Origin of the sequence: Oecophyllibacter saccharovorans, from assembly GCF_006542375.1 — a bacterium.
GTDB lineage: Bacteria > Pseudomonadota > Alphaproteobacteria > Acetobacterales > Acetobacteraceae > Oecophyllibacter > Oecophyllibacter saccharovorans.
On sequence record NZ_CP038143.1, the window covers coordinates 562,713 to 587,570 of the forward strand.

Genomic DNA, 24,858 nt, shown 5'->3' on the forward strand with positions numbered 1-24,858 from the left:
GCCTGCAGGCAGGGAATGAGAGTGCAGGAAGACCATAGCAAAAATTGCCCGGGAAGGCTGCCAGAGACCCGGCCGGGCTTGACCGGCGGCTGAAGCTGGGCCAGATGCGGGGCTCGCCGGCCTGTTTTCCCGTCTGGATCCCATGAAGAACCTTTCTGCCATTCTTGCCCTTTCGCTCACCGCCGGTCTCATGGTCGGCGCCGAGTATCTGCCGATGCCCCTGCTGACCTCCATGGCCGCCACGCTGCATGTCAGCGCCGGCACATGCGGGCAGTCAATCAGCGTTTCCTCCATTTTCGCCATCATCGCCTCGCTCTGCGCCCCAGCCCTGGCCTCCCTGATGAACATGCGGCGCCTTCTGGTCTCGCTGGCCCTGCTGCTGACGGCTTCGTTGCTCGTCGGCGCCATGGCCAGCGAGCTCTACCTGCTCATGGCCTCGCGCGCGCTGCTGGGTGTGGCAGTGGGGGCTTTCTGGAGTCTGGCCACTTCACTGGTGATGCGCATGTTTCCGCGCGAGCAGGTGGGGCATGCCCTTTCTTTCATCTATACCGGCAACGCCCTGGCGGTTTCACTGCTGCCGGCCCTGGCCTCTTATCTCGGCACCTTGCTGGGCTGGCGGGAAGTTTTCGCCCTTTTCGCCATCCCCCTGCTTGGCGCCACGCTCTGGCTGGCCCTGGCCGTCCCCGCCCTGCCGGCCGTCAGGCCCAGTCAGGGCACGTCGATTGTCAGCGTGCTCCGCCGGCCGCTGGTCCGCTGGGGCATCACAGGCTTCATGCTGGCCTTCTGCGGCATGTTCGAAGTCATGACCTACTGGCGCCCGATCCTGCAGGACACTGTCCATGCCAAACCCTGGCAGATCTCGGCGGCTTATTTCGCGCTCGGCGTGTCGGCCTTCTGCGGCACGGCAGTAGCCAACTGGCTAGTCCGCAAGCTGACGCTCTACCGCACGCGCGTCGTTCTGCCAGCAGCCCTGGCAGTGGTAACCCTGGCCTTCCTGTGGGCTGACCGCTCCTTTGGCACTCTGATCGGCCTGATGCTGGTCTGGGGCGCTATCCAGAGCATCATTCCCATCACGGCCAGCCTCTGGGTGGCTGATGACATCGCCGATGCGCCGGAAGCGGCAGGCGGGCTAATGAATGCCTGCATCCAGGGCTCCATTCTTACAGGCGCCTTCATCGGCGGGGCCATGCTTGACCACTGGGGCGGAACAGGCGTCATCGTGGCCTCGGCCGTCATTCTCGTGCTCTGCGCGCTGGTCTTCGCCCGCGAGCTTATCTGCCGGCCTGCCCCCGCTTCCCCCTCCTGAACCACCTGTCCTTTCAAGCACCCTTTTGCAGCTTGGAAGAGTCAGGCTGCTGGTCTCACGCGCCGGAGGATGGTAAAGGCGGGAAACAGATCCGGTTTCCGGTGCCGCTTTCCTGTGGGAAAGCCGCGCTGCTCAGGGAGAACACCATGTCTGCAAAGCTCTATCCGGTCCTGGAAAGCACTGGCCGGCAGGCGCTGATCGATCGCAAAACCTACCAGGACTGGTACCGCGAAAGCCTGGAAGACCCCGATGCCTTCTGGGGGCGACATGGCAGACGGATCGACTGGTTCACTCCCTACACCAAGGTCAAGAACACCGATTTCACCAATGATGTCACCATCAGGTGGTATGAAGACGGCGTCACCAACGCTGCCTATAACTGCCTTGACCGTCACCTGCCGGCACGCGCCGGGCAGACGGCCATCCTGTGGGAAAGCGACGACGGCGCTGAAGTGCGGCGGCTGACCTACGATGATCTGCATGAACAGGTCTGCCGCATGGCAAATGTGCTGAAGAAGCACGGTGTCCGCAAAGGCGACCGCGTGAGCATCTACATGCCGATGGTGCCTGAAGTCACTGTCGCCATGCTGGCCTGTGCCCGCATCGGTGCTGTTCATTCCGTCGTGTTCAGCGGTTTCTCGCCTGAGGCGCTGGCCAGCCGCATCATTGACTGTGACTCGCACTTTCTCATCACCTGTGATGAGGGATTACGGGGCGGCCGCACAATTGCGCTCAAGAACAATGCCGACAAAGCAATCGACATCGCCGCAGCAGGCGGGGTCGAAGTGGAGAAAACCTTCGTCGTGCAGCGCACGGGCGGCCCCACCGGATGGAAGCCCGGGCGTGATCTCTGGGTGCATGAAGAAAGCGCCACCGTTTCAGCCGACTGCCCGCCTGAGCCGATGAATGCGGAAGACCCGCTTTTCATCCTCTATACCTCGGGCTCCACCGGCGCGCCCAAGGGCGTGGTCCACACGACAGGGGGCTATCTCGTCTATGCCTCCATGACGCATGAATACGTGTTCGACACACATGAAGGCGATGTCTACTGGTGCATGGGCGATGTGGGCTGGATCACCGGTCATTCCTATATCGTCTACGGCCCCCTGGCCAACGGCACCACCACCGTCATGTTCGAAGGCGTGCCGACCTATCCCCATGCCGGTCGCGTCTGGGAGATGATCAACCGCCACGGGGTCAATTCTTTCTACACCGCCCCCACCGCCATCCGCGCGCTGATGGGCACTGGCCACACGCCGCCCGACATGCCTGCACTACGCCTTCTGGCTTCGGTGGGAGAGCCGATCAATCCTGAAGCCTGGGAATGGTATTACCACGCTGTCGGCAAGGGACGTGCGCCCATCATGGATACCTGGTGGCAGACTGAGGCAGGGGGCATTCTCATCACCCCCCTGCCCGGCGTTACAGACCTCAAGCCCGGCTCCGCCACGCGTCCCTTTTTCGGGATCCGCCCTGAGCTCGTGGATGCTGAAGGCCAGGTGCTGGAAGGAGCGACTGCCGGCAATCTGTGCCTGGCCGACAGCTGGCCCGGCCAGATGCGCACCATCCACGGCAACCATCAGCGTTTCGTGGATGAATATTTCCGGGTCTATCCCGGTAAATACTTCACGGGCGACGGTTGCCGACGTGACAATGACGGCGATTACTGGATCACCGGACGGGTCGATGACGTGCTGAATATTTCCGGCCACCGTCTCGGTACCGCTGAAATCGAAGCCGCCCTTGACGCTCACCCCCTGGTCGCAGAGGCCGCCGTGGTGGGTTACCCGCATCCGCTGAAAGGTCAGGGGATCTACTGCTATGTCACTCTCATGGCCAGCCCTGAAACAGCCGCACAGCGCCAGGATGAGGACACATTGCGGCGCGAACTGGTGCAACAGGTCCGGCGTGAGATCGGCCCCATTGCTTCCCCTGATCACATCCAGTTCGCCCCTGACCTGCCCAAGACCCGCTCAGGCAAGATCATGCGCCGACTCCTGCGCAAGATCGCCGAGGACGAACTGGACTCCCTGGGGGACACCACAACCCTGGCTGACCCAAGTGTCGTTGACGACCTGATCGCCAATCGGCAGAACAGACGCAAAGCCGGTTGAAACACGACCGGAGAAAGGCGCTTTTCTTGGCCTGTCCCTGCCAGGGGTGCCGGCTTCTTCAGCACAGGTTGGTTGCATCATGTCCTATGTGCTTAACGGCTTCCTGCTCCTCCTGGGGCTCTGGTTCGCCCATGGGGTGTTGCAAAAAGTGGCGCAACGCCGGCGCGCCTTTCAGAGCCGGCGCGCGGAAAAACCCCTTTCCGATCCCCAGCCTTGCAAGAATCCCTCCGGTCCCGCACCCACTTCAGCCCGAAAATCATCCCCCGCCCAGGTCCCGAAAGCCAAAAGGCCGGCCCTGGCAGGCCGGACAGGGCGACCTGCCTTTCCGCCTGAGAAGACAGCAGAAGAAAAGGGCAGGCGCGGCGAGGCACGCATCAATGCCACGCTCAGGCAGTTCCGCCGTGCTTATCTGCATGACATCATCCTCATGCAGGATGGCCACACGACCCAGATCGACCATGTCGTCAAGTTCTGTTGGGGTCTGGTGGTCATAGAGACCAAGCATTACAGCGGTCACATCACCCAGAAGAGCCCGGAACCAGGCAAGTGGAAGCAGACCTTTCCCAGTCATTCCATCCCTAATACAGCTTCTTCCAGACCTGCCGGTTCAGTTCTGTCGCCCCCGCGCCGGCGCGAGCGGCTGTCGCTCAGCTCAGCAGGGCGGTTGTCTTCCGGCCCCTCGAGAACAGGGGAGGCGAAAAAAGGTCACAACAGTTTTCTCTTCCAGGACCCGGTTGAGCAGAATGCGCGCCATGTCGCTGCCGTGCGGGCTGCCAGCGGTCTTGCGGAGAATGTCCTCTCTCTGGTGGTTTTCACCGGTCAGGCGACATTTTCCAAAACCCTCCGCGACATGCAGGACGTGGTGGACCAGGCCGGCTTCATCGCCCGCATGGAGCAATGGCTGCAACGGGCCCCCCGCACCGTTCCCTGGTTGCCTAAAGAGCAGCTTGATGCCGGTTGGGCACGCCTGCAACGCTGTGCAAAAGCCAATCATCACCTTCATGCCGCCCACAAAGCCCAGCTCAGGGAACGCCAGGGCTCCTGAAGAACACAGCGCGGGAACAGGAAAATCCGCTGCCTCTTTATCTTGGCACCTCCGGAAGACCTGGTGACGCGTGACAGGCTGCAGGGACCTGCTCAAAGGTAACTTGTAAATCATTTAACGGTTTTGCTCTCCGGCGCGCGACAGCGTATGCTGCCGGCCGAAGTCAAATGACCCGAAAGCAAATAAGAGGAGGTCAGCGTTATGCGCGTTCTACTGGTCGAGGATGATCCTACCGTCCGCTCCTTCGTGCATAAGGGCCTCAAGGAAGCCGGGCATGTGGTGGACGAAGCCGATAACGGCAAGGACGGGCTGTTTCTGGCCGTCAGCGAAGCCTATGACGTGATGATCCTTGACCGCATGCTGCCAGGCGGGATTGACGGGCTGCACATTCTCGAGACGCTGCGCAGCCAGAACAATGCCACGCCTGTTCTGCTCCTCTCCGCCCTGGCCGATGTTGATGAGCGTGTGGCCGGTCTGAAGGCGGGCGGTGATGATTACATGACCAAGCCCTTCGCCTTTTCCGAGCTTCTGGCCCGCCTGGAGGCGCTGGGACGCCGCACCCATGCCGAGGCGGCCCCCAGAACGCGCTTGGTGGTCGGCGATCTGGAGCTTGACCTCCTCGCGCGCGAAGTTCGGCGCAACGGCCAGAAAATCGATCTGCAGCCCCGCGAGTTCCGCCTGCTGGAATTCCTCGCCCGTCATGCTGGTCAGGTCGTGACACGCACCATGCTGCTGGAGAAGGTGTGGGACTATCACTTCGATCCCCAGACAAACGTCATCGACGTTCATGTCTCGCGGCTGCGCCAGAAAGTGGACAAGCCCTTTGATACCCCCATGATTCACACGGTCCGCAACGCAGGATACATTCTCCGCGCCCCTGAAGGGGAGTAAGCCATGTCCCCTTCCACCGCCCCACAGGAGGGGGCTGAACCTGAAGGCCAGGACGGCCGGGCCGCTGTCACGCAAGCCGGATCCGATGCGGTGGGAGAGACCGCTCAGCCCTCACCCGTGCCAAAAGGCAGGTCCGGGTCAAGGCGGCTGACCCTCTGGGAAAAACTTTTTGCAGCGGTTCACAGAAACTGGCCCATCCGTTCTGCAAGCCTCAACTTCGCACTTCTTTACGGAGTTGTCTTCTTCACCTCTGCCACGGTCTTTCTCTCCTTCACCTGGTGGAATGCCACACGCCTGCTCGAACATCATGTGCAGACCAGCATCCAGACGGAAGCGCATGATATGATGCGGCGCTGGATGTATGGCGGTCCTCAGGTTGTCAGTGATTCGATCGAACACCGGCTTGACCAGAATGTCGATGAAGATGCGCTTTACCTGCTGGTTACTCCCGAAGGACAGAAACTGGCCGGCAATCTGCCTGGCTGGCCGCCGGGCGTTACCAGCACGCACCGATTTTACGAGACCACCGTCCGCCGCTACAGCTTCGTCACCCAGGCCCTGCTGCACGCCTATAACCTGCCGGACGGCTACCGGCTGATCGTCGGCCATGACGTGCGTGGCCGCCATGTCCTGCAGCAGATCATGACTGAAACGCTTGTCTGGTGCGCGATCATGATCGCTTTCCTCGCTCTGTGCGGCGCCCTGGTGATGCGCATCCTGTTCCAGCATGTCGTGCGCTCTATCGCGCGGACCACCTCGGCAGTGGCCCAGGGCGATCTCTCCCACCGCATCCCGCTCAATGGCAGCGAGACAGACCTGGTGGCCACCACGGTCAACGCCATGCTGGACCGCCTCAAGCGCCTCATGGACGGCGTGCGCCAGGTTTCCAATGCCATCGCCCATGATCTGCGCACACCGGTCGCGCGCGCGCGCACACGCCTGGAAGATGCCGCGCTGCACGCCCGTACAGAAACCGACCTGCGCAACGCCATCACCCAAGCCCTGACTGACCTCGACCATATCACCGGCATTTTTGAAGCCCTGCTGCGCATTGCCCAGATCGAGGCCGGTGCGCGCCGCGCCGCGTTCGCCCCCCTGAACGTTACCCCCAATCTCTACGGCATTGCCGAACTCTATGAAGCCTCGATGGAGGAACGGGGGCTCAAGCTGAAACTTGACCTGCAGGAGACGCCTGAAATCATCGGCGATAACCGGATGCTCCAGCAGGCAGTGGCCAACCTGCTCGACAATGCCGTCAAATTCGCCCCGCCCGGCAGCACAATCACGCTCAGCGCACGCCCCCTGCGCGTGATGGAGGATTCCGTGCCCACAGGGGTTGAAATCAGTGTCAGTGATGAGGGGCCGGGCATGAGTGCCGCTGACATGGCACGGGCCCATGAAAGGTTCTTCCGCGCTGAAAATGCGCGCAGCACACCCGGCTCGGGACTGGGACTGTCACTGGTGCAGGCGGTCGCAGCCCTGCACCGAGGCCAGCTGAGCCTGAGCGATACCCATCCTTCCGGCCCTTTTGCCCCGCATGACGGTACGGCAGATCAGGACACAGCCCACGGAAACAATCCGGCAAGCGACGAAAACCCCTTACGCAGCCGCGGCCTGCGCGCAACGCTGCAGCTGCCTTTGGGCAATCCACGCGATATTCTGCCCAAGGAAGGGTAACCATTCGGAAGGCGGGGTTGTGCACATGTCATTTACTTCACGTCACACGCCCTTAAACGGCCATAAAACCCCTGCATCTGAAAAGGCTGTACTCCACACGCCACGTTTGTTCATCAGGAGTTAGCCCCTTCATGACGCTTTTCACTAAAGTGCTTCCCGTCGCCCTGCTGGCGACCCTTGCAGTACCGAACAATCCGCTTATGCCCGGCCATGCCCGTGCCGACGCGCCGGCCCATCAGCTGCCACCCGGTCCCCCGCCCCCACCGCCAGGCATGATGGGAATGGGAATGATGGGCATGATGCATCATCCGCACGGCACGGTGCTGAACTTCAGCACCCATGGCGTTGCCAAGGCGGTGCCGACTGTCCTGACCCTCAACTTCACCGCCTACAGCCAGAGCACTTCCCCGGCTCAGGCCCAGGCCACGCTGAACCAGGAAGTTGAAGGCGCCATGAAGCTGGCCGCCGGCCAGACGGATATCTCCACCGTTGCAGGCAACTACACGCTGACGCAGGACTATTCCGAACATGGTCCCCGCCACTGGAGCGCCCGTCAGGAACTTTCCCTTCGCGGCACGGATGCACCGCGGCTGCTGAAACTGGCTGAAAAGATCCAGAATCAGGGTCTGGCTCTTGAAGGAATGGACTGGTCGTTCGATGACGCGACCAAGGAAAAGCTCCTGGACAGCGCCCGTTCCCAGGCACTCGCCAAGATCCGCCCTCAGGCGGAAGCTGATGCCAAAGCCCTGGGGCTGCAGCTGCGCGGGTTGATGCAGGTCGGCATTTTCGACGAATCCTCCAATCCCTTCCCCCATCCCCTGATGCTGGCGAAAGCTGCGCGTTTCTCAGCGCCCGTGCCGCCCCAGAGCACGCCCGATGAGCAGAGCGTGCGCGTGACCGTGCAGGTCAAGGCCATGCTGGGCCGTCCCCATTCCGGCAAGGACATGGACCGGGAAGGCCCTGACGCCCCGCCGCCTCATCCTGATACCCGCCACCCGTTCTGAACCCCATCCGATCCTCTGTCTGTGAGGCAGAGGACCGTCACCACCCTCTTCACTCTCCCAGATCGGAAAGCGGGTATTTCCCCAGCCTGATCGCCAGGGTGCGGATGGCTCCGTCGCGTCGGATCGTGAAGTTGAACACCGTGCCGGGATGCGCCGCCGCGACACTGCGCAGCACGGTTCGTGCGTCGTGAACCGGTACGTCACCCATCGCCAGAATCTCGTCTCCCTTACGCAGACCGCCCTTCCAGGCGGCGCCATGGGGATCGAGTTCCTCCACCCACATCGGAGCGGTGGCATCGTTCAGGGTCACGCCCAGCCAGCCATGGTCCACATGGCCTGTGCGGATGATATCATTCACCACGCCGGCCACGATCTCGGCCGGAATACCGAAGCCGATACCCACTGAGCCATCGCTGGGCGAAGCAATGGCTGCGTTGACAGCCACCACCTCGCCCCGGAGATTGAAAGCCGGACCGCCTGAATTGCCGGGATTGATGGGCGCATCCAGCTGCATGAAGTTGTCAAGCGCGCCGATCCCGAGGTCCCGCCCGACAGCTGAGACGATCCCCGCCGTCACTGATGAACCGAAACCGAACGGATTGCCGGCCACCATGATCCAGTCACCGATCTCCACCAGGCGGCTGTCGCCCCAGGTGACATAAGGCAGGGGGGTATCGCTGTTGACCTTGATGACCGCAATGTCGGTCATCGGATCAGCACCCAGCAGATGGGCCTTGAGGATACGCCCGTCAGACAGGGCCACGCTGACATGTGCCGCTTCACCGACCACGTGGCGGTTGGTTACGATGATGCCGCTCGGGTCGATCAGGAAGCCGGAGCCCGCCCCGTTCGTATCGTCTTCCACCGGTCGGACCTGGCGGCGGACTGGCCTGTTGCCCGCACCGGAATGGCGAGCAGCGGAATGGCCGTGCGGTACAGCAGAATGCGGGGTCTTCGCATGAGGGCGTTCATGGCGCAGGCCAGTTCTGGAATTGCGGCCATGATGGCTTCGTCCAGCCGCCGCCCCTTTCCCATGCGGGGCTGGGCCGGTGGATGCATGGGGCGTGCCGCGGCTGGAGGCCTGTTCCCCCTCTCCGCCCGACGTGGCTTCATCCGAAGTGCCGGGTTCATTGCCGGTCGTTCCCTGGGCGGAAGACCGGCCGTGACCCTGGCTGCGGCTGGTCCCTGGGGTGCGGCCATTGCGGGCAGGCGTGGGAGGCGGCTCATTGTCCACAAGGGAAATATTCACAACAGCCGGGATAACGCGGCGCACCAGGGGGGAGAAGCTGGGGAGATCCACCAGCAGGGGGGCCTGATCAGCCTTTTCAGCAGCTGCAGAAGGCTGCGAGCTTCCCTGCGATGGCAGCACGAGCGGCGGTGAGACGGATTTCGCGCGTCCATGCATCGAGGCAGGGAGGCTGCCTGCTTCCTGTTCTTCCAGACTGTAAACAGGCGCAAACCAGTAAAACCCCAGACAAACGAGACCTGCGGTCACGATGCCCGTGCTGGCTGCAACGAGACCTGTCAGGATTGCCGGTTTCAATAACGTCTCCGCCCCAATTACACAGCCACACCGGCAATGCCGTCCGAAAAGCCCGACCTGGATCCTGCCGCCACTTCACTTCAGCAAGCCGCCCAGGCCTCAAGAAAGACTGCTTGAAATTACTAGCCAGCCAAGCAGAGCCCACCCCGCAAACCCCAGGCGCAGGCTGAACGCGCCAGCGCAGCGCGCACCTGCTGCAGAAGATTTGTCAACTGATCGAGTTTCGTCTTTCATATAGCCATAAATGACCGTTTCATCGCCACCCTTCAGCAGGTTGGGGCTTTCTCTTCCCCTACCCGTGACTTTGCGGCCACAGCCTTGCAGATACAGCTGAAAAGACCAAACAAAATCAGAATCCGGAAAGATGAAAAATCTGTGGGGAACATCAGCAATGGATAACAGATGGCTGCTTTACGCCCTGGCTTCCATGGTTTTTGCTGGCTGCACTTCAGTCATTGCCAAGATGGGGTTGAACGGCATCTCGGCCGAGCTTGGCTTGGGTGTACGTACCCTTTTCGTGTCGGCTTTCGTCTTTCTGCTCGTTATTGCCCTGGTCCCTGCGCGTGAGGTGAACGCGCTGCGGGGCGACAACTGGCTGTGGCTTGGCCTGTCCGGGCTGACCACGGCGCTGTCATGGATTTTCTACTACAAAGCCCTCAAGCTCGGTGATGTCGCCAATGTCGCCCTTATCGACAAGGGAAGCGTGGTGGTGGCCATGCTGCTGGCCTGGATGTTTCTGGGCGAGGCCGTCACCTGGAGAATGGGCGTGGGCTGCGCTCTGATCGTGGCTGGCCTGCTGGTGATCGCGCGGCGCTGAGGGAGAAACCTGGCAGCCGTCCGGAAAATTCCAGCCCCGCTCATTCACGCCGAGGGCGTGACGGCGGCTGGGCCAGGGCCGGATTTTCCGGCCAGGCGTGCTTGGGGTAGCGGCCTCTCATGTCGCGGCGCATGTCCGACCAGCCTTCCTGCCAGAAGCGCGCCAGATCCGCGGTAATGGCCTGGGGTCTGCCGGCCGGTGACAGCAGCACCACCTGAAGCGGCTGACCACCGATGCGCGGCAGGGAGGTGGTGCCATAAAAAATCTGCGCCCGTGCCGAAACCGTCGGAACAGAAGCCGTATAATCCACTGCAAGGGTAGTGTTCTTCAGGGAAATACGGGCAGGACAGCACGGCTCAAGCGCTGAAAGCTGCCCATGATCCAGTCTGGCACGCAGAATATTCAGGAGATCCAGCTCCTGCAGCTGCCCCATGCTGTCGCACCCTGCCAGATAGGGGGCAAGCCAGGAGTCCTCGCCCTCCAGGGTGCGGCTCAGCGCCTCATCGGAAAGGTCCGGCAGACTGGCCAGCACGCTTTCCTGCTTTCCCCCGCTCTGAGTGCCCAGCTGGCGGGCCAGGGCAACACGCGCCTGGAACTGTCGTGCGGCCTCCGTCCAGGGCAGCGCGGTCTCCAGAGCGCCTGCGGCCTGGCTGAGCAGCCACGGCAACGCTTCGTCAGGAGTAGCGCGGACATTGCGGTCCTGCAGGACCAAAGCCCCCAGGCTCTGGCGGTCCCGTATCACCACGCGCCCCGTGACCCCATCGAAGGCCCCTTCGCGCCGGTGGGTCACCTGGGCCTGGACGGCTGGCGGCAACCGGTCAGGCGAGAGAGGCGCTGCCAGGGTGATGGCCGTGCCTTTTCCGACATGAAGCGCGGCACAGGCCAGCATCTTCTCGCGGCTCAGCGGATCACGCAGTCCAAGCGACGCGCTGCCTCCACCCGCCAAGCGGTACCGCCCTTCCCCGTTGCGCAAGCCCAGGTAATCTGGAAAACCGGCAGCGATCAGGCGACCGACGATATCAGAGCCGGGTCTGTCTGCCGGCTGGGTCCCTGTATTCCCCCCCTCCTCTTGCCGCAAAAGCGAATCAAGCAGGCTGAAATCCAGCGCCTTTTCCTGCCTCCCGCCACGTCGCCAGTAGCGCTGCGCCCCTTCCTTCAGGCGTTGCAGAACATGGCGCGGAACCGGCACTGCGCCTCCACCCGCCGACTGCCTGAGCAACGGGTCGGGAGAGAACAGTTTCAGCCGCTCCACGATATCCACGCCCGCTTCACTGCGTCCGCCCGAGCTGGCAGAGGCAGGCGCACGCAGGGGGTCACGCTCATCAAGAAGGGAGGCCAGACAGGCCGCAACCACATGCTCCTGCGGCGTCCGGGCTGCACACAGCATGGCAGCAAGACGGGGATGCGTGCCAAAACGGAGCATGCGCTCGCCCAAAGGGGAAAGCTGACCCTGCCCGTCCAGCGCGCCCAGCTTCTGCAACAGGCTGCGTCCGGCAGCCAGCGTGCCGGTCGGCGCGGCCTCAAGCATGGGGAGCTGTTCCGGCGGCGTGCCCATGATTTTCTCCCAGGCGGCCGTCACCAGGGCGAAATCGGCCAGGTCAGCCTCGCCGATCGCAGGCTTCTCCTGCACCGGCAGAGCGCGCTGGGTCATCTCCGACCACAACCGCACAGTAATCCCCGGCCCCTGACGCCCCGCGCGCCCCGCCCGCTGCGCAGCTGTAGCGCGCGATATGCGGCGCGTGCGCAGGCGTGACAGGCCCGTTCCCGGGTCGCGCTCAGGCTTGCGCCGCCAGCCGCCGTCAATCACCACGCGCACTCCGGGCACGGTCAGCGAAGTCTCGGCTATGGAGGTCGCCAGCACGATCCGGCGGCCGACCTGCGGGTCAAGAGCGCGGTTCTGTTCCTCCAGGTTCTGCTCGCCATAAAGCGGAAATACCGGCAGATCCTGCAGAAGGGCCTGGGTGCGGCGAATTTCCCCAAGGCCGGGCAGAAAAGCCAGAATTGAACCTTCCTCCTCGCCCCAGGCCTGCCTTACGGCAGCGGCGCAGGCTTCCGGCAGGTGCGGCGCCTTGGAAGCATGCCTGCCGCCTGGCCCCCGGGCGCCTGAGCTGCCCCCTCCCGCCAGCACGTCAGGCCCATGGCGGGTCTCGACCGGAAAAAGCTGGCCCGCACTTTCAATGAGCGGTGCAGGCTGCAGGCCGACCCCCTCCGGACCCCGCTCTCCGGGAAGGGCCAGGCCCTGGGTGAAGATTGCGCTGTCCAGCGTTGCCGACATGGCCAGCAGGCGCAGGGCGGGACGGAAATGCCGTTGCAGGTCCAGACACAGGGCCAGCCCTGTATCGCCGTCCAGCGAGCGCTCATGCACTTCGTCAAAAATGACCGCTTCCACCCCTTCAAGCAGCGGATCATCCAGTAACCTGCGCACCAGAAGCCCTTCGGTGATCACCTCGATGCGCGTCCGGGCTGAAACAGCACTTTCCGGCCGGGTCCGGAAACCGATGGTGCCCCCTGGCTTTTCACCCAGCAGATCCGCCATGCGGCCCGCGGCCCCCCTGACCGCCACGCGGCGCGGCTCGACCAGAAGAATTCTGCCCTCCCGGCCCAGCCACTCCGGCTGCCGGGCCAGCAGGGCCAGAGGCACCAGCGTTGTTTTGCCCGCTCCTGGCGGGGCCGCCAGCACAGCGTTGGAAGTCCGCGCCAGGGTGGCGAAAAGTTCAGGCAGGATGTCACAGACCGGCAGATCACCGATCCGCGCGGCCAGTGGCTGGGGAAAGACCGGATGCGGCGACATCGGAAAAGTATCAGCCTTACTTGAGCGGAAAGCCGAGCCGCTTCAGGATCGCGCCCATCATGGCCCGTTCTCCCAGACCGGAAGCTTCGGCCATCCGTCCGGCCGCCGTGCTGGACCACTGCCGTGAAGGCAGGCCCTGTTCCTGCTGGTAGGTATCAGCGCGGCTGTCATAGGCCGCAATATGGGCCGGTTCCTCCTGCGCACTGTAATGTTCACGGTGCAGAATCACCTCCTGGCCCAGTCGCGGCTTGATCGCCGGGCGGCGCTCCTCTGCCGTCATCTGCGCCGGCACCCCGACACTGAGTCCGCAGACTGCTACACAACGGGGCGGCAGACCCAGAAGTTCGGCCACTTTTTCAGGCTCATTGCGCAGACCACCGATGAACACAGTTCCCAGTCCCATGGATTCAAAAGCGAGCGCACTGTTCTGGGCGGCCAGGGCCGTATCGAAACTGGCCATGAGAAAAGCCTCATGATGATCCAGCCCCGCACTGCCAAGCCCTTCGCGTTCAGCCATGCGCTCCAGCCGCGAAAGATCGACTATCCAGGCCAGAAACAGCGGCGCCTGCGCCACATAAGGCTGATGGCCGGACAGTTCAGCCAGCTCCTGGCGCCTGGCGGGGTCCTCTACCGCAACGACCGACCAGGTCTGAAGGTTGCTGGACGTAGGAGCGCTTGAAGCAGCGGCAATACCCAGCTCCAGCGCTCCTGCCGGCAGGGGGATGTCAGCATAGTGGCGCACGCTGTGATGGCGCAGGGCCGTCAGCAGAACATCGTTTACCGGCAGCGCGCCTTCCTGCAGCAGCGTCGCCAGCTCTGCGGGTAGCGCCGTCCGATAGCGCTGGTACCAGAGGTCTGCCAGGGCGGCCGCAGAGGGGGAAGAAGACGAGGGCATGAAAATCCTTCTGACTGAAACTTCGTCCGGAAAAAACTGCTTCAGAAAACTGCTTCAATAGGTCATCAGACTGGCAACGGGGATGTCCACCTTCTCACGCCCGCCCAGCTCGGAAAGCTCGATCATGACAGCGGCGCCGACCACTTCAGCCCCCACCTTACGCAGAAGTGCGACGGAGGCTGCCAAGGTGCCACCGGTAGCAAGCAGGTCGTCCAGGATCACCACTCGCTCTCCGGGCCTGACAGCATCAGCCTGCACCTGCAGGGTGTCCGTGCCATATTCCAGGCCGTAGGCGAGCGACACGGTCTCTCCCGGCAGCTTGCCTGGCTTGCGCAGCATGGTGAAACCGCAGCCAAGGCGCTGGGCGACCGGTGCAGCACTCAGGAAGCCACGGCTTTCGATCCCGGCCAGGCTGTCTGGCCTGAAACGCAGCACTTCCTGAGCCAACCGCGCCGTGGCGATCTGCCACGCCTCCGGGTTTCTCAACAAGGTGGAGATATCATAAAAAAGTATGCCCGGTTTCGGGAAGTCAGGCACTTCACGGATAAAGGCCTTGAGATCCAGCGGCTGGGGCGCTTGCCAGGGCGTGCCCTGCCGCTTTGAAAGAGCGGCACCCGGGACTTCCCGCTCTGTATTTTCCTGACCTGACCCGCTCTGATCCGGCTGGAGAGTTACAGAAGCTTCGAGATCGGAGGGGGACATGGCAGATCCTTTCGGACAGGGAAACAGGCAGATCAGCCGGGAAACGGTTCAGCTGCCTGGAACGACTTTCCTTCTCTAGGGGAGAGGGTGGAAGGGCTCAACCCGTTCACTTGCCCCATTCCCTTCAATACCGCCCAGAAAAGGCAGGGCGGGACAGGCACGCGCCACAGTCTCGAGCAATTGGCTACGTCGAAAGGGTTTGGGCAGAAAAGTCGTATCTGATGGCACATGGGCCAGCTGATCGCCCGACATCAGCACCAGCCCTGCCTGCTGGCCCTGTTCGGCCAGCAGCTCACGGGCCCGGCACACAAGGGTCAGCCCGCCTGGCGCTGAACTGTGCTCTGCAGGGCAGCCGGTCAGAGAAAGCGGCAGATTGAGATCAACCAGCAGCACCAGCCGCAATCCGGCCTTCTGACCTGCCAGAGCGCTCCCTGTCTCCAGAGGTCCGCGCAGCCTAAGGTCAGATGGGCCTTCCCCCAGCGTGTGCAGTTCCGCAAGACCTTCTTCCACGCATGTGAAGCTCCTGACCGTCCAGCCAGCGCGCTCCAGCATGGTTTCAAGCAAGGCACACAGAATTTGATCATCCTCTCCCACCAGGCACAGGCCTGGCTGCACTTCTCCACGATCGCAGCTCATGGAGTTCTGCTTCCCTCGGTTCCTGCTTCGCGCGGGGCTTTCCAGGCGCAGTAGCACATGGCCAGGGTAGCGAGAAAAAACAGGGCCGCCATGGGCAGCGCAGTGCCCACTGGCAGGACTGCACAAAGCGCACTGGCCAGGGCGCCTGTCAGGTATTGCCCGGTCCCCGCCAGGGCCGCTGCCGTACCGGCATTGCGGCCCTGATGATAAAGCGCCGCTGCCGCCGCATTGGGACCGATCCCGCCGCCAGGTGCGAGAACAGCCAGCATGGCGGCGATCAGGAGAGCAGCCCAGTCATGACCCAGCTGGCCACCATTATGGACGACCCAGGCAGCAGCCAGGGCGAGGCACAGCAGCGCCACCGCGCCGCCCAGGCTCAGCAGAAGACAGAAACGCAGGAGCTTCTGGCTGCTGATGCGCTCCACCAGCACGGCATTGATCTGTGAGACACCGATCATGCAGATCGCACAACCGCCAAACAGCAGCCCGTACTGCATCGGCGTGAAGTGAAAGACCTGCTCGAACAGATAGGGCGCAGCACTCAGATAAGTGAAAACCACAAATCCCTGCAGGATCCAGACCATCCCGGAATAGAAAAACGTGGGGTCGTTGAAAATGCGCCAGTAACGCTCCAACACGCGCTTCAGCTGGACAGGCTGGCGATGGTCAGCGTCCAGCGTTTCGGGCAGCAGCAGAAAGACCAGCACCATGCAGAGAAGCCCGTAGACAGCCATGAGCCAGAAGATATCGCGCCAGCTGATCCAGGCCAGCGCAAAGCCACCCAAAGCCGGCGCCGCGATCGGCACCACCCCCTGCACGGCGATCAGGCGCGACATCAGCCGGGCCGAAGCATTGCCGCTCGTCGTGTCGCGCACGATGGCGTTGGGCACGACCAGGCTGGCCGCCCCCATGAAAGCCGCCAGTGCCCGGAAGGCACACAACACCCCCATGCCCTGGGCCAGGGCACACCCCACCGAAGCCAGAGCGTAGCCCAGTGTGCCGATGAGCAGCGGGGTTCTGCGCCCGAAGCGGTCTGCCAGCGGCCCGACACAGACCTGCCCCAGCGCCAGTCCGATCACCCATGCCGTCATGGTCAGGCTGCCGCTGCCAGCGGGGCTATGCAGCTGCGCCTCCATCATCGGCAGGGCGGGCAGGTAGACATCCGTCGATACAGGCCCGACAGCCGTCAGCGTGCCAAGCAGCAGCGGAAACCAGTGAGGCGGCTTTCTCGTCCCCTTTTCCGGTCCCGGACCACCAGAATCAGAAGAACCGGAAACAGATAAGGAAGAAAGAGTGTCCTCAGGCGGCAGGCGTTCGGCCATGCTGCACTCCTTTGACCTGCAGAGAAACATCATCCTGGCTGCCCGGCTGCGCTCGCAGAACATTGCGCCCACATACCACCCCCAGCACGCCCGAAACCAGCAGCAGCCCGGCTGCCAGTCCGCCCTGCGCAAGCCGGTCCAGACGGAGGCCATTGCCAGCCAGGACAAAAACCACGTTCTGCGGCAGACCACCAAGCAGAGTCGCAAAGAGGAAGGGCAGAAAACGCGTCCCGATGCGCCCACAGAAAACTGAAATCAGCAGAGCGGAGCCGACAGGCAGAAAACGCAAGGCCAATACCGTACGGAAAGGCGCCAGTGTCAGAGTCTGGCGCAGGGTGCTGAAGAAACCGACCTGATTATTAGGAAACTCAGCCTCTGCAGCGCGCTGGCCTGACAGCCACCCGGCGCCATAAGCCAATATTGCACCACCCGTTGAAGCGCCACAGGCAAGCAGAGTGCCCGACAGCAAGCCGAACATAGTCCCGGCCAGCAGGGCCAGCATCTGCCGCGGCAGACCACAGGCGCAATACAGCACACCGCCTGCCAGAAAAACGAGCCAGCTGCCATCATGACCGCGCCAGGCCTGCAGGCTGGCCAGCAGCCAGCGGCCGGCGGAAAGCCGGGCAGCCAGCAACGGCAGCAGGATCAGCACCAGCGCCCAGAGTGCCAGACGACCTCCCGGCCCACGAAGCCAGGCTGCAAGGCCCAAAAGCCGCTTGGAAGAATCTGCAGGCATTTTTCCAGACGTTCTCAGAACAGACTCTTCAGCTAATGGCTGGCTCAGAGCAGGCCCCGGGCACGGATAAGCGCGAAAGCGGCCAGGGTCACCATGCACGTGATTTCTCCTTCAGCGATCATGCGCTCGAACTGTTCCAGGGTCACGTCATGCGCCGTCATGTCAGCTTCGCTCGATTCACGCGCGGTGTCGCCGCGCTCGAGATCACGGGCCAGATACACATAGCCCTTCTGGGTCGAGTAACCCGCCCCCTGATAGAGCATCCCCGCTGCGATGAGACGGCCGGCAAGCAACCCCGTTTCCTCGCGCAATTCCCCCAGGGCCAGCTCAGCGGGGTCCACATCAGAGCGTTCCTCCCACATGCCCATGGGGAATTCCCACAGACGTTTTGCAACCGGGTAACGGAACTGCCGCACCAGGGTGATACGGCCATCACGATGCTGGGGCATGATCACTGAAAAAGTGCCCCGCTCGACCGTGCCATACAGCCCTTTTCTGCCATCGGGGCGCAGGAAGACGTCTTCACGCACGGCCGTCCAGGGATTGCGGTAGACCTGGCGCGTGCCAAGCAGCCGGTAGCCCGCAGCCGCCTGAGCCGCCCTGATCTCCGGCGCATCGGCATCCCCCGGAGTTTCGGCAGGAAGGGAAAACAGGACCTGGTCGCTGTCGTCCCCCTCACCCGAAGCGGGGGTACTGTCTGCGTCACTGCCGGCAGGAATATTCTGAGCCATGAGAATCCAGTCTGGGTCCTGACCGTGATGTCGGGGGATCAAAGCATGAAACGGTCATCAAGCTACGTAAAACACCTTAATTGGGAGAAAAGACGTTCCCGACTTCCCCCTGCGCCTGCAGGCGTGCCAGGCAGCCTCCCGCAACAGGTGACGACAAAATGTGAACTTATTAAAAAATTTTCCACAAAACTATCGCTCGAGATCAATATCCCCTCTTCTCATGCCTTCCTGAAGCCCGAAATCCGTCTTCCCAGTCTTTGCAGGTCTCCAGGCCACGCGCTGGCAGAGGCAGGCTTCTGCAGATAGTTTCATGCCGCTCACCCCTTTTCGCCTAGGGGCAGAAGAATCTGAAAATGACTGGAACATTCCCGGAAAGATACGCAGGGAGCGGGAAGCTGGCAGAACGTCACACACCATCACCAGGTCGTGACGGAAGCGCAATCTACCCTTATGGTAAAGCGCTTGATGCAACGAGCCGGCTGCCTGCGCCGTCCGGTTCCGTTTCCAGCTGACCGATACCGGATCTCTTGCCGGTCTCCCGGTCGGGCCAAGCGCGGGAACGGGAACGGTCCGGCAGGGTGGACGGACTATCATAATCCGTAATCGGGCTATAATCGGGCAGACGGGGTGCCTCTCCCACGCCCTGTTTTCACCCTCCGCCTAGACCCCTCCAGGGAGATGCGTGTGCCAGAAGAGTCGATCGTCGGAACCGCCGCCGACCCCAAACTACCGACCAACCCCACCCTGCGGGTCCTTCCGGTCGTTCTGTTCAACCTGCTGATCTATTTCGTCATCGGGCTGCCAAACGCCGTGATGAGCGGCATGTTCGTGGTCAATACGCTCGGCTTTGATACAGGGGTGGCCGGGACAACCATCACCCTTCAATATCTCGGCACTTTTGCCACCCGTCTGGTGGCAGGCCAGCTTGTGGATAAATACGGCCCCAAGAAGATCCTGACCTGGGGGCTGATCGCCTGCGTCATTTCCGGGCTGCTGGTCTGTCTTGCAGCCATCATCCCGACCATCTTCGGCACTGACGGCAAGCTGACGCACGGCACGTGGCGCTACGTCGCCCTTGGCATCGCTCTGCTGAGCCGGCTGTTCATCGGCTGGGCCGAAAGCTGGACCGCCACTTCCGTCACCACCTGGAACATGCGCCGCGTCGGGCTGGCTCATACCTCTGTTGCCATCTCCTGGAACGGCGTCACCTCTTACGGGGGCATCGCCCTGGGCGTGACAGTCGGTGAGTTCCTGGGAGCGAAAGTCATGCCGCAGTGCAGTCTTCTGCCTGTCGGCATGCTGGCGGTCGCCATCGGGGTGGGCGCGCTGATCCTGCTGAGCTTCTATGTGGGCGTCAAACCCCTGGACCGCAAAGGCGCGCCGATGTCCTTCCTCACGGCTGTGCGCAAGGTGCTGCCCTATGGCTCCGGGCTGGCAGCCGGCTCCTTCGGCTTCGGCACGGTCAACGGGTTCCTGTCGCTGTATTATGAGTCCAACCACTGGTACGACATCGGCCTGACCTTCATAATCTTCGCGGCTGTCTTCATCGGGGTGCGGATCCTGTTCTCCAACCAGATCGACATCCGTGGCGGCATGCCTGTGGCAGCCGTGTCACTGCTGACTGAAACCATCGCCATGGGTCTCTTCAGCTTCGGTCATTCCGAAGTCAGCGCCATGGTGGCAACCGGCCTTACCGCTGCCGGCTTCTCTCTGCTCTTCCCGGCCCTTGGCACAGAAGCGGTCAAGACAGATGGACCGGAATACAGCGGCATCCTTCTGGCGGCCTATTCCATCTTTACCGATCTCACCATCTTCCTTGTGGGACCGTGCATGGGCTACATCAAGGACCATTCCAGCTGGTCCGTGATGTTCGCCGTCGTCGGCGTTCTCTGCTTCAGCGGCATTTTCCTCAGCTACGGGCTGAAGGCGCTGAGCAACAAACAGATCCGCCAGGGCTGAATTCCCGACCAGACTCTTTCCTTACGCCCGCTTCTGGCGTAGCCCGACTGCGAAGTCCGGCCACAGGAAAGAATCCCTGAAGCACAAGGACCTTGCCTCGTTGACCGAAAACGCTGTTTCTCCCACCCCACCAATGACTGCCGGGCGCCAGGCGCCGGAAACCGTTTCCAGCTGCGCTGTCTTCTGCGGCTCACGGCCCGGACGGCTGCCAGCTTATACTGAAGCGGCCCGGGCTGTCGGCACGGCCCTGGCTGAAGCGGGCATCACGCTGATCTATGGCGGCGGCAATTGCGGATTGATGGGCCAGGTGGCCGACGCGGTGCTGGCAGCGGGGGGAACGGTCAAGGGCATCATCCCGCATTTTCTGCACAGCCGCGAGGGGATGCATGCAGGGGTGACGGACCTTGAAGTGACAGCTGACATGCCTTCACGCAAGGAGCGTCTGTTCACGCTGCCACAGGCTTACGTCATCCTGCCCGGTGGTATCGGTACATTGGATGAGTTTGCCGAAGTTCTCGTCAATCACCAGCTTGACCAGGGGCGCAAGCCCATCTGTGTGGTCAATGCTGCAGGCTGGGCCGATCCGCTGCTGGCCTGCCTTGAAGCGATGGTGGAACAGGGCTTTGCCGAACCCGCACTTATGGAATATTTCGGCGTTGTGGCGGATGCAGAAGCGATGATCCGTTACCTGAAACGGCCTCTGCCTTCAGCAGTCTGACGGGCCTTCAGCGAGGCCGAGCCCCAGGTTCAGGCTTCAGCGCGGACGCGACGGATGACGGCGCCACAGGCAGCGAGCTTGCGGTCCACGCCTTCATAACCGCGGTCCAGATGGTAGATCCGGCTCAGAACCGTTTCCCCTTCCGCCCGCAGTCCAGCCAGAATCAGCGAGAAGGACGCCCGCAGATCGGTCGCCATGACCCGCGCGCCTGAAAGCCCGCGCACACCACGGATAATCGCCGAGCGGCCATGGATGTTGACGTTGGCGCCCATGCGGTTCAGCTCCGGCACATGCATAAAACGGTTTTCAAAAATTGTTTCCGTGATCATTGAAGCGCCATCTGCCACAGCAAGCATGGCCATGAACTGGGCCTGCATATCCGTGGGGAAGCCCGGATAGGGCTCTGTCATCAGGTCAATGCCGCGCAGCTGGCCACGCGCGCGCACGCGCAGGCCACGCTGATCGAGCTGAACCTCCGCACCTGCGGCCTCCAGAGCCGTGATCACCGCTTCCTGATCCTCTTCCCGCCCACCGACCAGCAGCAGGTCACCCCCCGTGATCACAGCGGCACAGGCATAGGTTCCGCATTCGATCCGGTCGGGCATCACGGCATATTCAGCTCCGTGCAGCGCGGGCACGCCTTCAATGACCAGTGTCCCCGTGCCCTCACCGCTGATGCGTGCGCCCATGGCACGCAGGCAGCCGGCCAGATCCGCGATCTCGGGTTCGCGGGCCGCATTGACGATCTCTGTCGTTCCCTTGGCCAGCGTGGCAGCCATGAGCAGGTTTTCCGTCGCACCGACACTGGCGAAAGGCAGAACGATGCGCGCGCCCTTCAGCCCGCCGGGCGCAGAAGCATTGATGTAGCCGTTCTCCAGAACGATTTCCGCCCCCATGGCCTCAAACCCCTTGAGGTGCAGGTCAACCGGGCGGGTGCCGATGGCGCACCCACCAGGCAGCGAAACCTTGGCTTCCCCGACCCGGGCTAACAGAGGCCCCAGCACAAGGATGGAAGCGCGCATTTTCGAGACGATGTCATAGGGCGCTTCCACCGACGTGATCTGCCCCGACAGGCTGAGAGTATGGGGATCAACCTGCACAACCTCCATACCCAGTCCGGTCAGCAGGCGCTTCATGGTACGGATATCGGCAATATCAGGCACATTGGAGAGCACCAGTGGACCGGGAGAAAGCAAAGCCGCCACCATCAGCTTGAGGCCGGAATTCTTGGCACCCCCGATGGGGATTTCCCCGTTCAGACGCGCGCCGCCCTCAATGATGAACTGGTCCATTCTCCCTCGACTCCTGTCTCAATCTCTGTGCTGACTCTGGCCTGTTGTTTTTGTCTTGTCGTGTGCCTTGCGAGTGCCCTTGAACGCTGCGTTACCCGGTCCTCTGGTGCTTTCCAATATACCGGCTTCCCCTCGGTCAGCACCCGGAAAAGCGGAACGGATAAGAAGTGTTTAAGGCGCTTTTATGTATTGATCCTGTATGTATCGGTCCTGCATTGGCGGTCGGCTCTATCAGGACCCGGTTTGCAGCCTGGGTTTCACAGCCTTGGGGGCGTCACGCCTGTCTGGTGCATGTATTTCCCCGCCCGGTCGGCGTAGCTTACTTCACACGGGCTGGCCCCCTTGAAGAACAGAAACTGGCAGATGCCCTCATTAGCATAGATCCTGGCGGGCAACGGGGTCGTGTTGCTGATCTCGATCGTCACCTGCCCCTCCCATTCCGGCTCGAGCGGCGTAACATTCACGATGATACCGCAACGCGCGTAAGTGGACTTGCCCAGGCACAGTACCAGCACATCACGGGGGATGCGGAAGGTCTCGACCGTATGGGCCAGGGCGAAGCTGTTAGGCGGAATGGTGATATCGCCTTTGCGGGTCACGAAACTGTCAGGCGTGAAATGCTTGGGATCAACGATGGCGCTGTCCACATCCGTGAAGATCCGGAATTCATCAGCCACGCGTGCATCATAGCCATAAGAGGAGAGGCCGTAGGAGATCACGCCCTCACGCTTCTGCGCTTCAACGAATGGCGTGATCATGCCGTGTTGCAGAGCCATTTCCCGGATCCAGCTGTCGGGCATGATGGACATGGCATCGTCTCCTCTCGGTTGCTGGTATGTGTTTGCATTTCTGGCTTCTGAAAGCCCCGCTCTGCCCTTGCGCTGGCCGCCCACTCCCGTGAGAGAAGAACCCTTTCGCTCTAGACTGCCCCGCTTCTGAGCGCAACGCTCCTGGCAGACAAGTGCAAAATGAGCCGGTGGTCAGAATCTTTCCGTGCCTCTGCGCCCCTCAGCTTTATTTCTCCGAATTTTCAGCTGGCTCAGGAACGGTTTCGGAGCCACTTTTACCTGAACCGGTTTCCGTTTCGACAGGGGCTGATCCACCGGAGGCAGGTCGGGGCGTGGGCGCGTTGGCAGCGGCCTGCGGTGCAGAGGCAGAACCGCGGGAAAACCAGGCGGCCCTGCGGCGCGGTCGGTCCCAGACTGTCGGGGAAAGGGCGGCGGCCGGATGGGTGATAGGCAGGCGGCTGAACATGTCATCGCGAAAAAGCAGCTCCGACATGGAAGGCCGGCGCCGGCGGGGCTTGCGGAGCGGGCGCTGTACTGCAGCCCCACGCAGGGTGCGGCGGAAATGCGGCCAGCGCGGGCGAAGCTCGCTGCAGACCACACCCCCCACAATGCAGCCAGCTCCCATAACGGTCGTGGGGCCGAGTGGCTCACCCATCAGGTGACCGATCAGCCCCCCCCAGATCGGCTCAGTGGAGTAGATCATCGTAGCTTTGGTGGCCGGAACCGATTTCTGTGCCCAGTTCATCACCAGTTGGACGCAAGCGCTCAGCAGCCCCATGGCCACTGCACACCAGACCCAGGGCGCATGAAAGGAGGGCAGGTGTTCACCGGTTACAATCATGCAGGCAAAAGCCAGCAATCCACCGAAAACCAGCTGGACGATCGTGATGCGCTTGCTGTTGGCCCCGACAGCAAACATGCTGATGAACAGGATCTCGAACGCGAAAGCAACGGTGCCGACAAGGGTGTAGATATCGCCTGTGCTGAAATGCAGTCCGTCTTTCTGGGGCCCGGCCAGCAGCACCAGGCCGGTAAAGGCCAGGAGAATACCGACCCAGCTCATCAGGCTGGGCGGCTTGCGCTGCACCAGCCACTGCAGAAGTGGTACCAGCGGCACGTAAAGAGCGGTCAGGAAGGCTGAGCGGCTGCTGGGAATGGTCTCAAGCCCGGCACTCTGGAGCATATAGCCGACTGAAAGCGCTGTGCCGATCAGACTGCCATTGACGATCTCGCGCCGTGTCATGCCGAGAAGGCAGCTGGGACCTGTCATCAGCATGACAAAGAAAGCGGCGATGAGAAAGCGCACGCCCACAAAGAAACAGGGGCCGCTGGATTCCATCGCCAGATGCAGCACGTAATACGTTCCGCCCCAGAAGACGGTAACAATGGCCAGCGAGATTTCAGGCAGCGTCGGCAGGTAACGCGCCAGACCTTCTTTCTGGTGCGACGACGGATGTGCCGGGGGCTCAGCTACCAAGGGGCTCGAGACAGAGACCGCCGGCGCCCCGGCAGACGGCCCGTCACCCTTCTGCTCTTGGGGAGAAGCGGGGCTGGTCATGAGGTCGCTTCCGTTTCAGGAGCCCGGCACGCTACAGCCTTTGTCGCCGGGCTGGCGGCCGATTCGCCGCGGACCTGCTGAAGCTGGGAACCCTGCCGGGCCATGTCGCGCTGCTGACGTTTGCGCCGCGCCAGATTGGCACGCAGAGCCCGGGCCTCACGTTCCAGGCGTGCCTGGCGGTCGCGTTCCGCCTTTGCAGTCAGGCGCGACTGGCTGGAACCGGCGCTGACCGGAGAGCTAATCGGGGTGCGGTTTTGCGCGTGTTCAGAAGTCCCTTGTCCGGTCAGAACCTGACTGGACGCAGCGTGCGGCGAGCCCTTGTTCTCCATCGGT

General features: G+C 62.4%; 21 protein-coding genes. 9 read left to right on the forward strand and 12 right to left on the reverse strand.

The window, feature by feature from the left end; genetic code table 11:
* The first annotated feature begins 142 nt into the window (after window positions 1–142).
* The 6 genes from E3E11_RS02470 to E3E11_RS02495 all read left to right on the forward strand — a co-directional run bounded on the left by E3E11_RS02470 (window position 143) and on the right by E3E11_RS02495 (window position 8,037).
* A complete protein-coding gene (locus tag E3E11_RS02470; protein ID WP_141451032.1) occupies window positions 143–1,306 on the forward strand; it encodes an MFS transporter in 1,164 nt (387 codons plus the stop codon).
* A gap of 146 nt (window positions 1,307–1,452) precedes the next feature.
* Complete coding sequence (gene acs / locus E3E11_RS02475; RefSeq protein WP_141451033.1) at window positions 1,453–3,420, forward strand: acetate--CoA ligase; 1,968 nt, start codon at window positions 1,453–1,455, stop codon at window positions 3,418–3,420.
* 79 nt (window positions 3,421–3,499) lie between these two features.
* Window positions 3,500–4,465 (forward strand): nuclease-related domain-containing protein, encoded by a 966-nt coding sequence (locus E3E11_RS02480; protein ID WP_141451034.1) that lies wholly within the window; start codon window positions 3,500–3,502, stop codon window positions 4,463–4,465.
* A gap of 201 nt (window positions 4,466–4,666) precedes the next feature.
* Complete coding sequence (locus E3E11_RS02485) at window positions 4,667–5,356, forward strand: winged helix-turn-helix domain-containing protein (protein ID WP_141451035.1); 690 nt, start codon at window positions 4,667–4,669, stop codon at window positions 5,354–5,356.
* Window positions 5,357–5,359: 3 nt separating this feature from the next.
* A complete protein-coding gene (locus E3E11_RS02490) occupies window positions 5,360–7,033 on the forward strand; it encodes a sensor histidine kinase (RefSeq protein ID WP_141451036.1) in 1,674 nt (557 codons plus the stop codon).
* 131 nt (window positions 7,034–7,164) lie between these two features.
* Window positions 7,165–8,037 carry an SIMPL domain-containing protein gene (locus E3E11_RS02495; RefSeq protein ID WP_141451037.1) on the forward strand — a complete coding sequence of 291 codons (873 nt, stop codon included), beginning with the start codon at window positions 7,165–7,167 and terminating at the stop codon, window positions 8,035–8,037.
* Window positions 8,038–8,086: 49 nt separating this feature from the next.
* Here the strand turns inward: E3E11_RS02495 and E3E11_RS02500 are convergent, their stop codons facing one another.
* Entirely contained in the window at window positions 8,087–9,580 is a 1,494-nt protein-coding gene (locus tag E3E11_RS02500) for a S1C family serine protease (RefSeq protein ID WP_231118967.1), read from the reverse strand.
* A 391-nt stretch (window positions 9,581–9,971) separates the two neighbouring features.
* On the opposite strand from E3E11_RS02500, the gene E3E11_RS02505 reads away from it, so the two are divergent.
* Window positions 9,972–10,397, forward strand: coding sequence for an EamA family transporter (locus tag E3E11_RS02505; RefSeq protein ID WP_141451038.1), 426 nt, complete (start codon window positions 9,972–9,974; stop codon window positions 10,395–10,397).
* Window positions 10,398–10,437: 40 nt separating this feature from the next.
* Here the strand turns inward: E3E11_RS02505 and hrpB are convergent, their stop codons facing one another.
* The 7 genes from hrpB to E3E11_RS02540 all read right to left on the reverse strand — a co-directional run bounded on the left by hrpB (window position 10,438) and on the right by E3E11_RS02540 (window position 18,210).
* Window positions 10,438–13,188, reverse strand: a complete 2,751-nt coding sequence (gene hrpB / locus E3E11_RS02510) for an ATP-dependent helicase HrpB (protein ID WP_141451039.1) — start codon at window positions 13,186–13,188, stop codon at window positions 10,438–10,440.
* Window positions 13,189–13,204: 16 nt separating this feature from the next.
* Entirely contained in the window at window positions 13,205–14,083 is an 879-nt protein-coding gene (locus tag E3E11_RS02515) for an NADPH-dependent oxidoreductase (RefSeq protein ID WP_141451040.1), read from the reverse strand.
* A 54-nt stretch (window positions 14,084–14,137) separates the two neighbouring features.
* Window positions 14,138–14,785, reverse strand: coding sequence for an adenine phosphoribosyltransferase (locus tag E3E11_RS02520; RefSeq protein WP_141451041.1), 648 nt, complete (start codon window positions 14,783–14,785; stop codon window positions 14,138–14,140).
* A gap of 75 nt (window positions 14,786–14,860) precedes the next feature.
* Window positions 14,861–15,421 carry a response regulator gene (locus tag E3E11_RS02525; protein WP_141451042.1) on the reverse strand — a complete coding sequence of 187 codons (561 nt, stop codon included), beginning with the start codon at window positions 15,419–15,421 and terminating at the stop codon, window positions 14,861–14,863.
* Window positions 15,418–16,743, reverse strand: a complete 1,326-nt coding sequence (locus tag E3E11_RS02530; RefSeq protein ID WP_141451043.1) for a multidrug effflux MFS transporter — start codon at window positions 16,741–16,743, stop codon at window positions 15,418–15,420. The genes E3E11_RS02525 and E3E11_RS02530 overlap by 4 nt, the downstream gene beginning before the upstream one ends.
* The gene (locus E3E11_RS02535) at window positions 16,721–17,479 is read right to left on the reverse strand and encodes a TVP38/TMEM64 family protein (protein ID WP_141451044.1); all 759 of its coding nucleotides are present in this window, start codon (window positions 17,477–17,479) and stop codon (window positions 16,721–16,723) included. The genes E3E11_RS02530 and E3E11_RS02535 overlap by 23 nt, the downstream gene beginning before the upstream one ends.
* A 44-nt stretch (window positions 17,480–17,523) precedes the next feature.
* The gene (locus E3E11_RS02540; RefSeq protein WP_141451045.1) at window positions 17,524–18,210 is read right to left on the reverse strand and encodes an NUDIX domain-containing protein; all 687 of its coding nucleotides are present in this window, start codon (window positions 18,208–18,210) and stop codon (window positions 17,524–17,526) included.
* Window positions 18,211–18,894: 684 nt separating this feature from the next.
* Between E3E11_RS02540 and E3E11_RS02545 the strand changes: the two genes are divergently transcribed.
* Both E3E11_RS02545 and E3E11_RS02550 read left to right on the forward strand, forming a co-directional pair.
* Window positions 18,895–20,169: an MFS transporter gene (locus tag E3E11_RS02545; RefSeq protein WP_168189186.1), complete on the forward strand. Its 1,275-nt coding sequence runs from the start codon at window positions 18,895–18,897 to the stop codon at window positions 20,167–20,169.
* 133 nt (window positions 20,170–20,302) lie between these two features.
* The gene (locus tag E3E11_RS02550; RefSeq protein ID WP_141452072.1) at window positions 20,303–20,887 is read left to right on the forward strand and encodes an LOG family protein; all 585 of its coding nucleotides are present in this window, start codon (window positions 20,303–20,305) and stop codon (window positions 20,885–20,887) included.
* A gap of 29 nt (window positions 20,888–20,916) precedes the next feature.
* Here E3E11_RS02550 and murA read toward each other — a convergent pair whose 3' ends face one another.
* The 4 genes from murA to E3E11_RS02570 form a co-directional block, all read right to left on the reverse strand.
* A complete protein-coding gene (murA, locus tag E3E11_RS02555; RefSeq protein ID WP_141451047.1) occupies window positions 20,917–22,179 on the reverse strand; it encodes a UDP-N-acetylglucosamine 1-carboxyvinyltransferase in 1,263 nt (420 codons plus the stop codon).
* Window positions 22,180–22,436: 257 nt separating this feature from the next.
* Complete coding sequence (gene dcd, locus E3E11_RS02560; protein ID WP_141451048.1) at window positions 22,437–22,988, reverse strand: dCTP deaminase; 552 nt, start codon at window positions 22,986–22,988, stop codon at window positions 22,437–22,439.
* A gap of 205 nt (window positions 22,989–23,193) precedes the next feature.
* Complete coding sequence (locus E3E11_RS08625; protein WP_141451049.1) at window positions 23,194–24,525, reverse strand: DMT family transporter; 1,332 nt, start codon at window positions 24,523–24,525, stop codon at window positions 23,194–23,196.
* The gene (locus tag E3E11_RS02570) at window positions 24,522–24,854 is read right to left on the reverse strand and encodes a hypothetical protein (RefSeq protein ID WP_141451050.1); all 333 of its coding nucleotides are present in this window, start codon (window positions 24,852–24,854) and stop codon (window positions 24,522–24,524) included. Before E3E11_RS02570 ends, E3E11_RS08625 begins: the two co-directional genes overlap by 4 nt.
* Window positions 24,855–24,858: the final 4 nt, after the last annotated feature.

Coding starts and splice junctions, on each gene's coding strand:
- acs (WP_141451033.1), top strand. CDS start 1,453: ATGTCTGCAAAGCTCTATCCGGTCCTGGAAAGCACTGGCCGGCAGGCG.
- E3E11_RS02540 (WP_141451045.1), bottom strand. CDS start 18,210: ATGGCTCAGAATATTCCTGCCGGCAGTGACGCAGACAGTACCCCCGCT.
- E3E11_RS02520 (WP_141451041.1), bottom strand. CDS start 14,785: ATGTCCCCCTCCGATCTCGAAGCTTCTGTAACTCTCCAGCCGGATCAG.
- E3E11_RS02525 (WP_141451042.1), bottom strand. CDS start 15,421: ATGAGCTGCGATCGTGGAGAAGTGCAGCCAGGCCTGTGCCTGGTGGGA.
- E3E11_RS02535 (WP_141451044.1), bottom strand. CDS start 17,479: ATGCCTGCAGATTCTTCCAAGCGGCTTTTGGGCCTTGCAGCCTGGCTT.
- E3E11_RS02515 (WP_141451040.1), bottom strand. CDS start 14,083: ATGCCCTCGTCTTCTTCCCCCTCTGCGGCCGCCCTGGCAGACCTCTGG.
- hrpB (WP_141451039.1), bottom strand. CDS start 13,188: ATGTCGCCGCATCCGGTCTTTCCCCAGCCACTGGCCGCGCGGATCGGT.
- E3E11_RS02490 (WP_141451036.1), top strand. CDS start 5,360: ATGTCCCCTTCCACCGCCCCACAGGAGGGGGCTGAACCTGAAGGCCAG.
- E3E11_RS02550 (WP_141452072.1), top strand. CDS start 20,303: ATGACTGCCGGGCGCCAGGCGCCGGAAACCGTTTCCAGCTGCGCTGTC.
- E3E11_RS02570 (WP_141451050.1), bottom strand. CDS start 24,854: ATGGAGAACAAGGGCTCGCCGCACGCTGCGTCCAGTCAGGTTCTGACC.
- E3E11_RS02505 (WP_141451038.1), top strand. CDS start 9,972: ATGGATAACAGATGGCTGCTTTACGCCCTGGCTTCCATGGTTTTTGCT.
- E3E11_RS08625 (WP_141451049.1), bottom strand. CDS start 24,525: ATGACCAGCCCCGCTTCTCCCCAAGAGCAGAAGGGTGACGGGCCGTCT.
- E3E11_RS02480 (WP_141451034.1), top strand. CDS start 3,500: ATGTCCTATGTGCTTAACGGCTTCCTGCTCCTCCTGGGGCTCTGGTTC.
- murA (WP_141451047.1), bottom strand. CDS start 22,179: ATGGACCAGTTCATCATTGAGGGCGGCGCGCGTCTGAACGGGGAAATC.
- dcd (WP_141451048.1), bottom strand. CDS start 22,988: ATGTCCATCATGCCCGACAGCTGGATCCGGGAAATGGCTCTGCAACAC.
- E3E11_RS02485 (WP_141451035.1), top strand. CDS start 4,667: ATGCGCGTTCTACTGGTCGAGGATGATCCTACCGTCCGCTCCTTCGTG.
- E3E11_RS02470 (WP_141451032.1), top strand. CDS start 143: ATGAAGAACCTTTCTGCCATTCTTGCCCTTTCGCTCACCGCCGGTCTC.
- E3E11_RS02495 (WP_141451037.1), top strand. CDS start 7,165: ATGACGCTTTTCACTAAAGTGCTTCCCGTCGCCCTGCTGGCGACCCTT.
- E3E11_RS02530 (WP_141451043.1), bottom strand. CDS start 16,743: ATGGCCGAACGCCTGCCGCCTGAGGACACTCTTTCTTCCTTATCTGTT.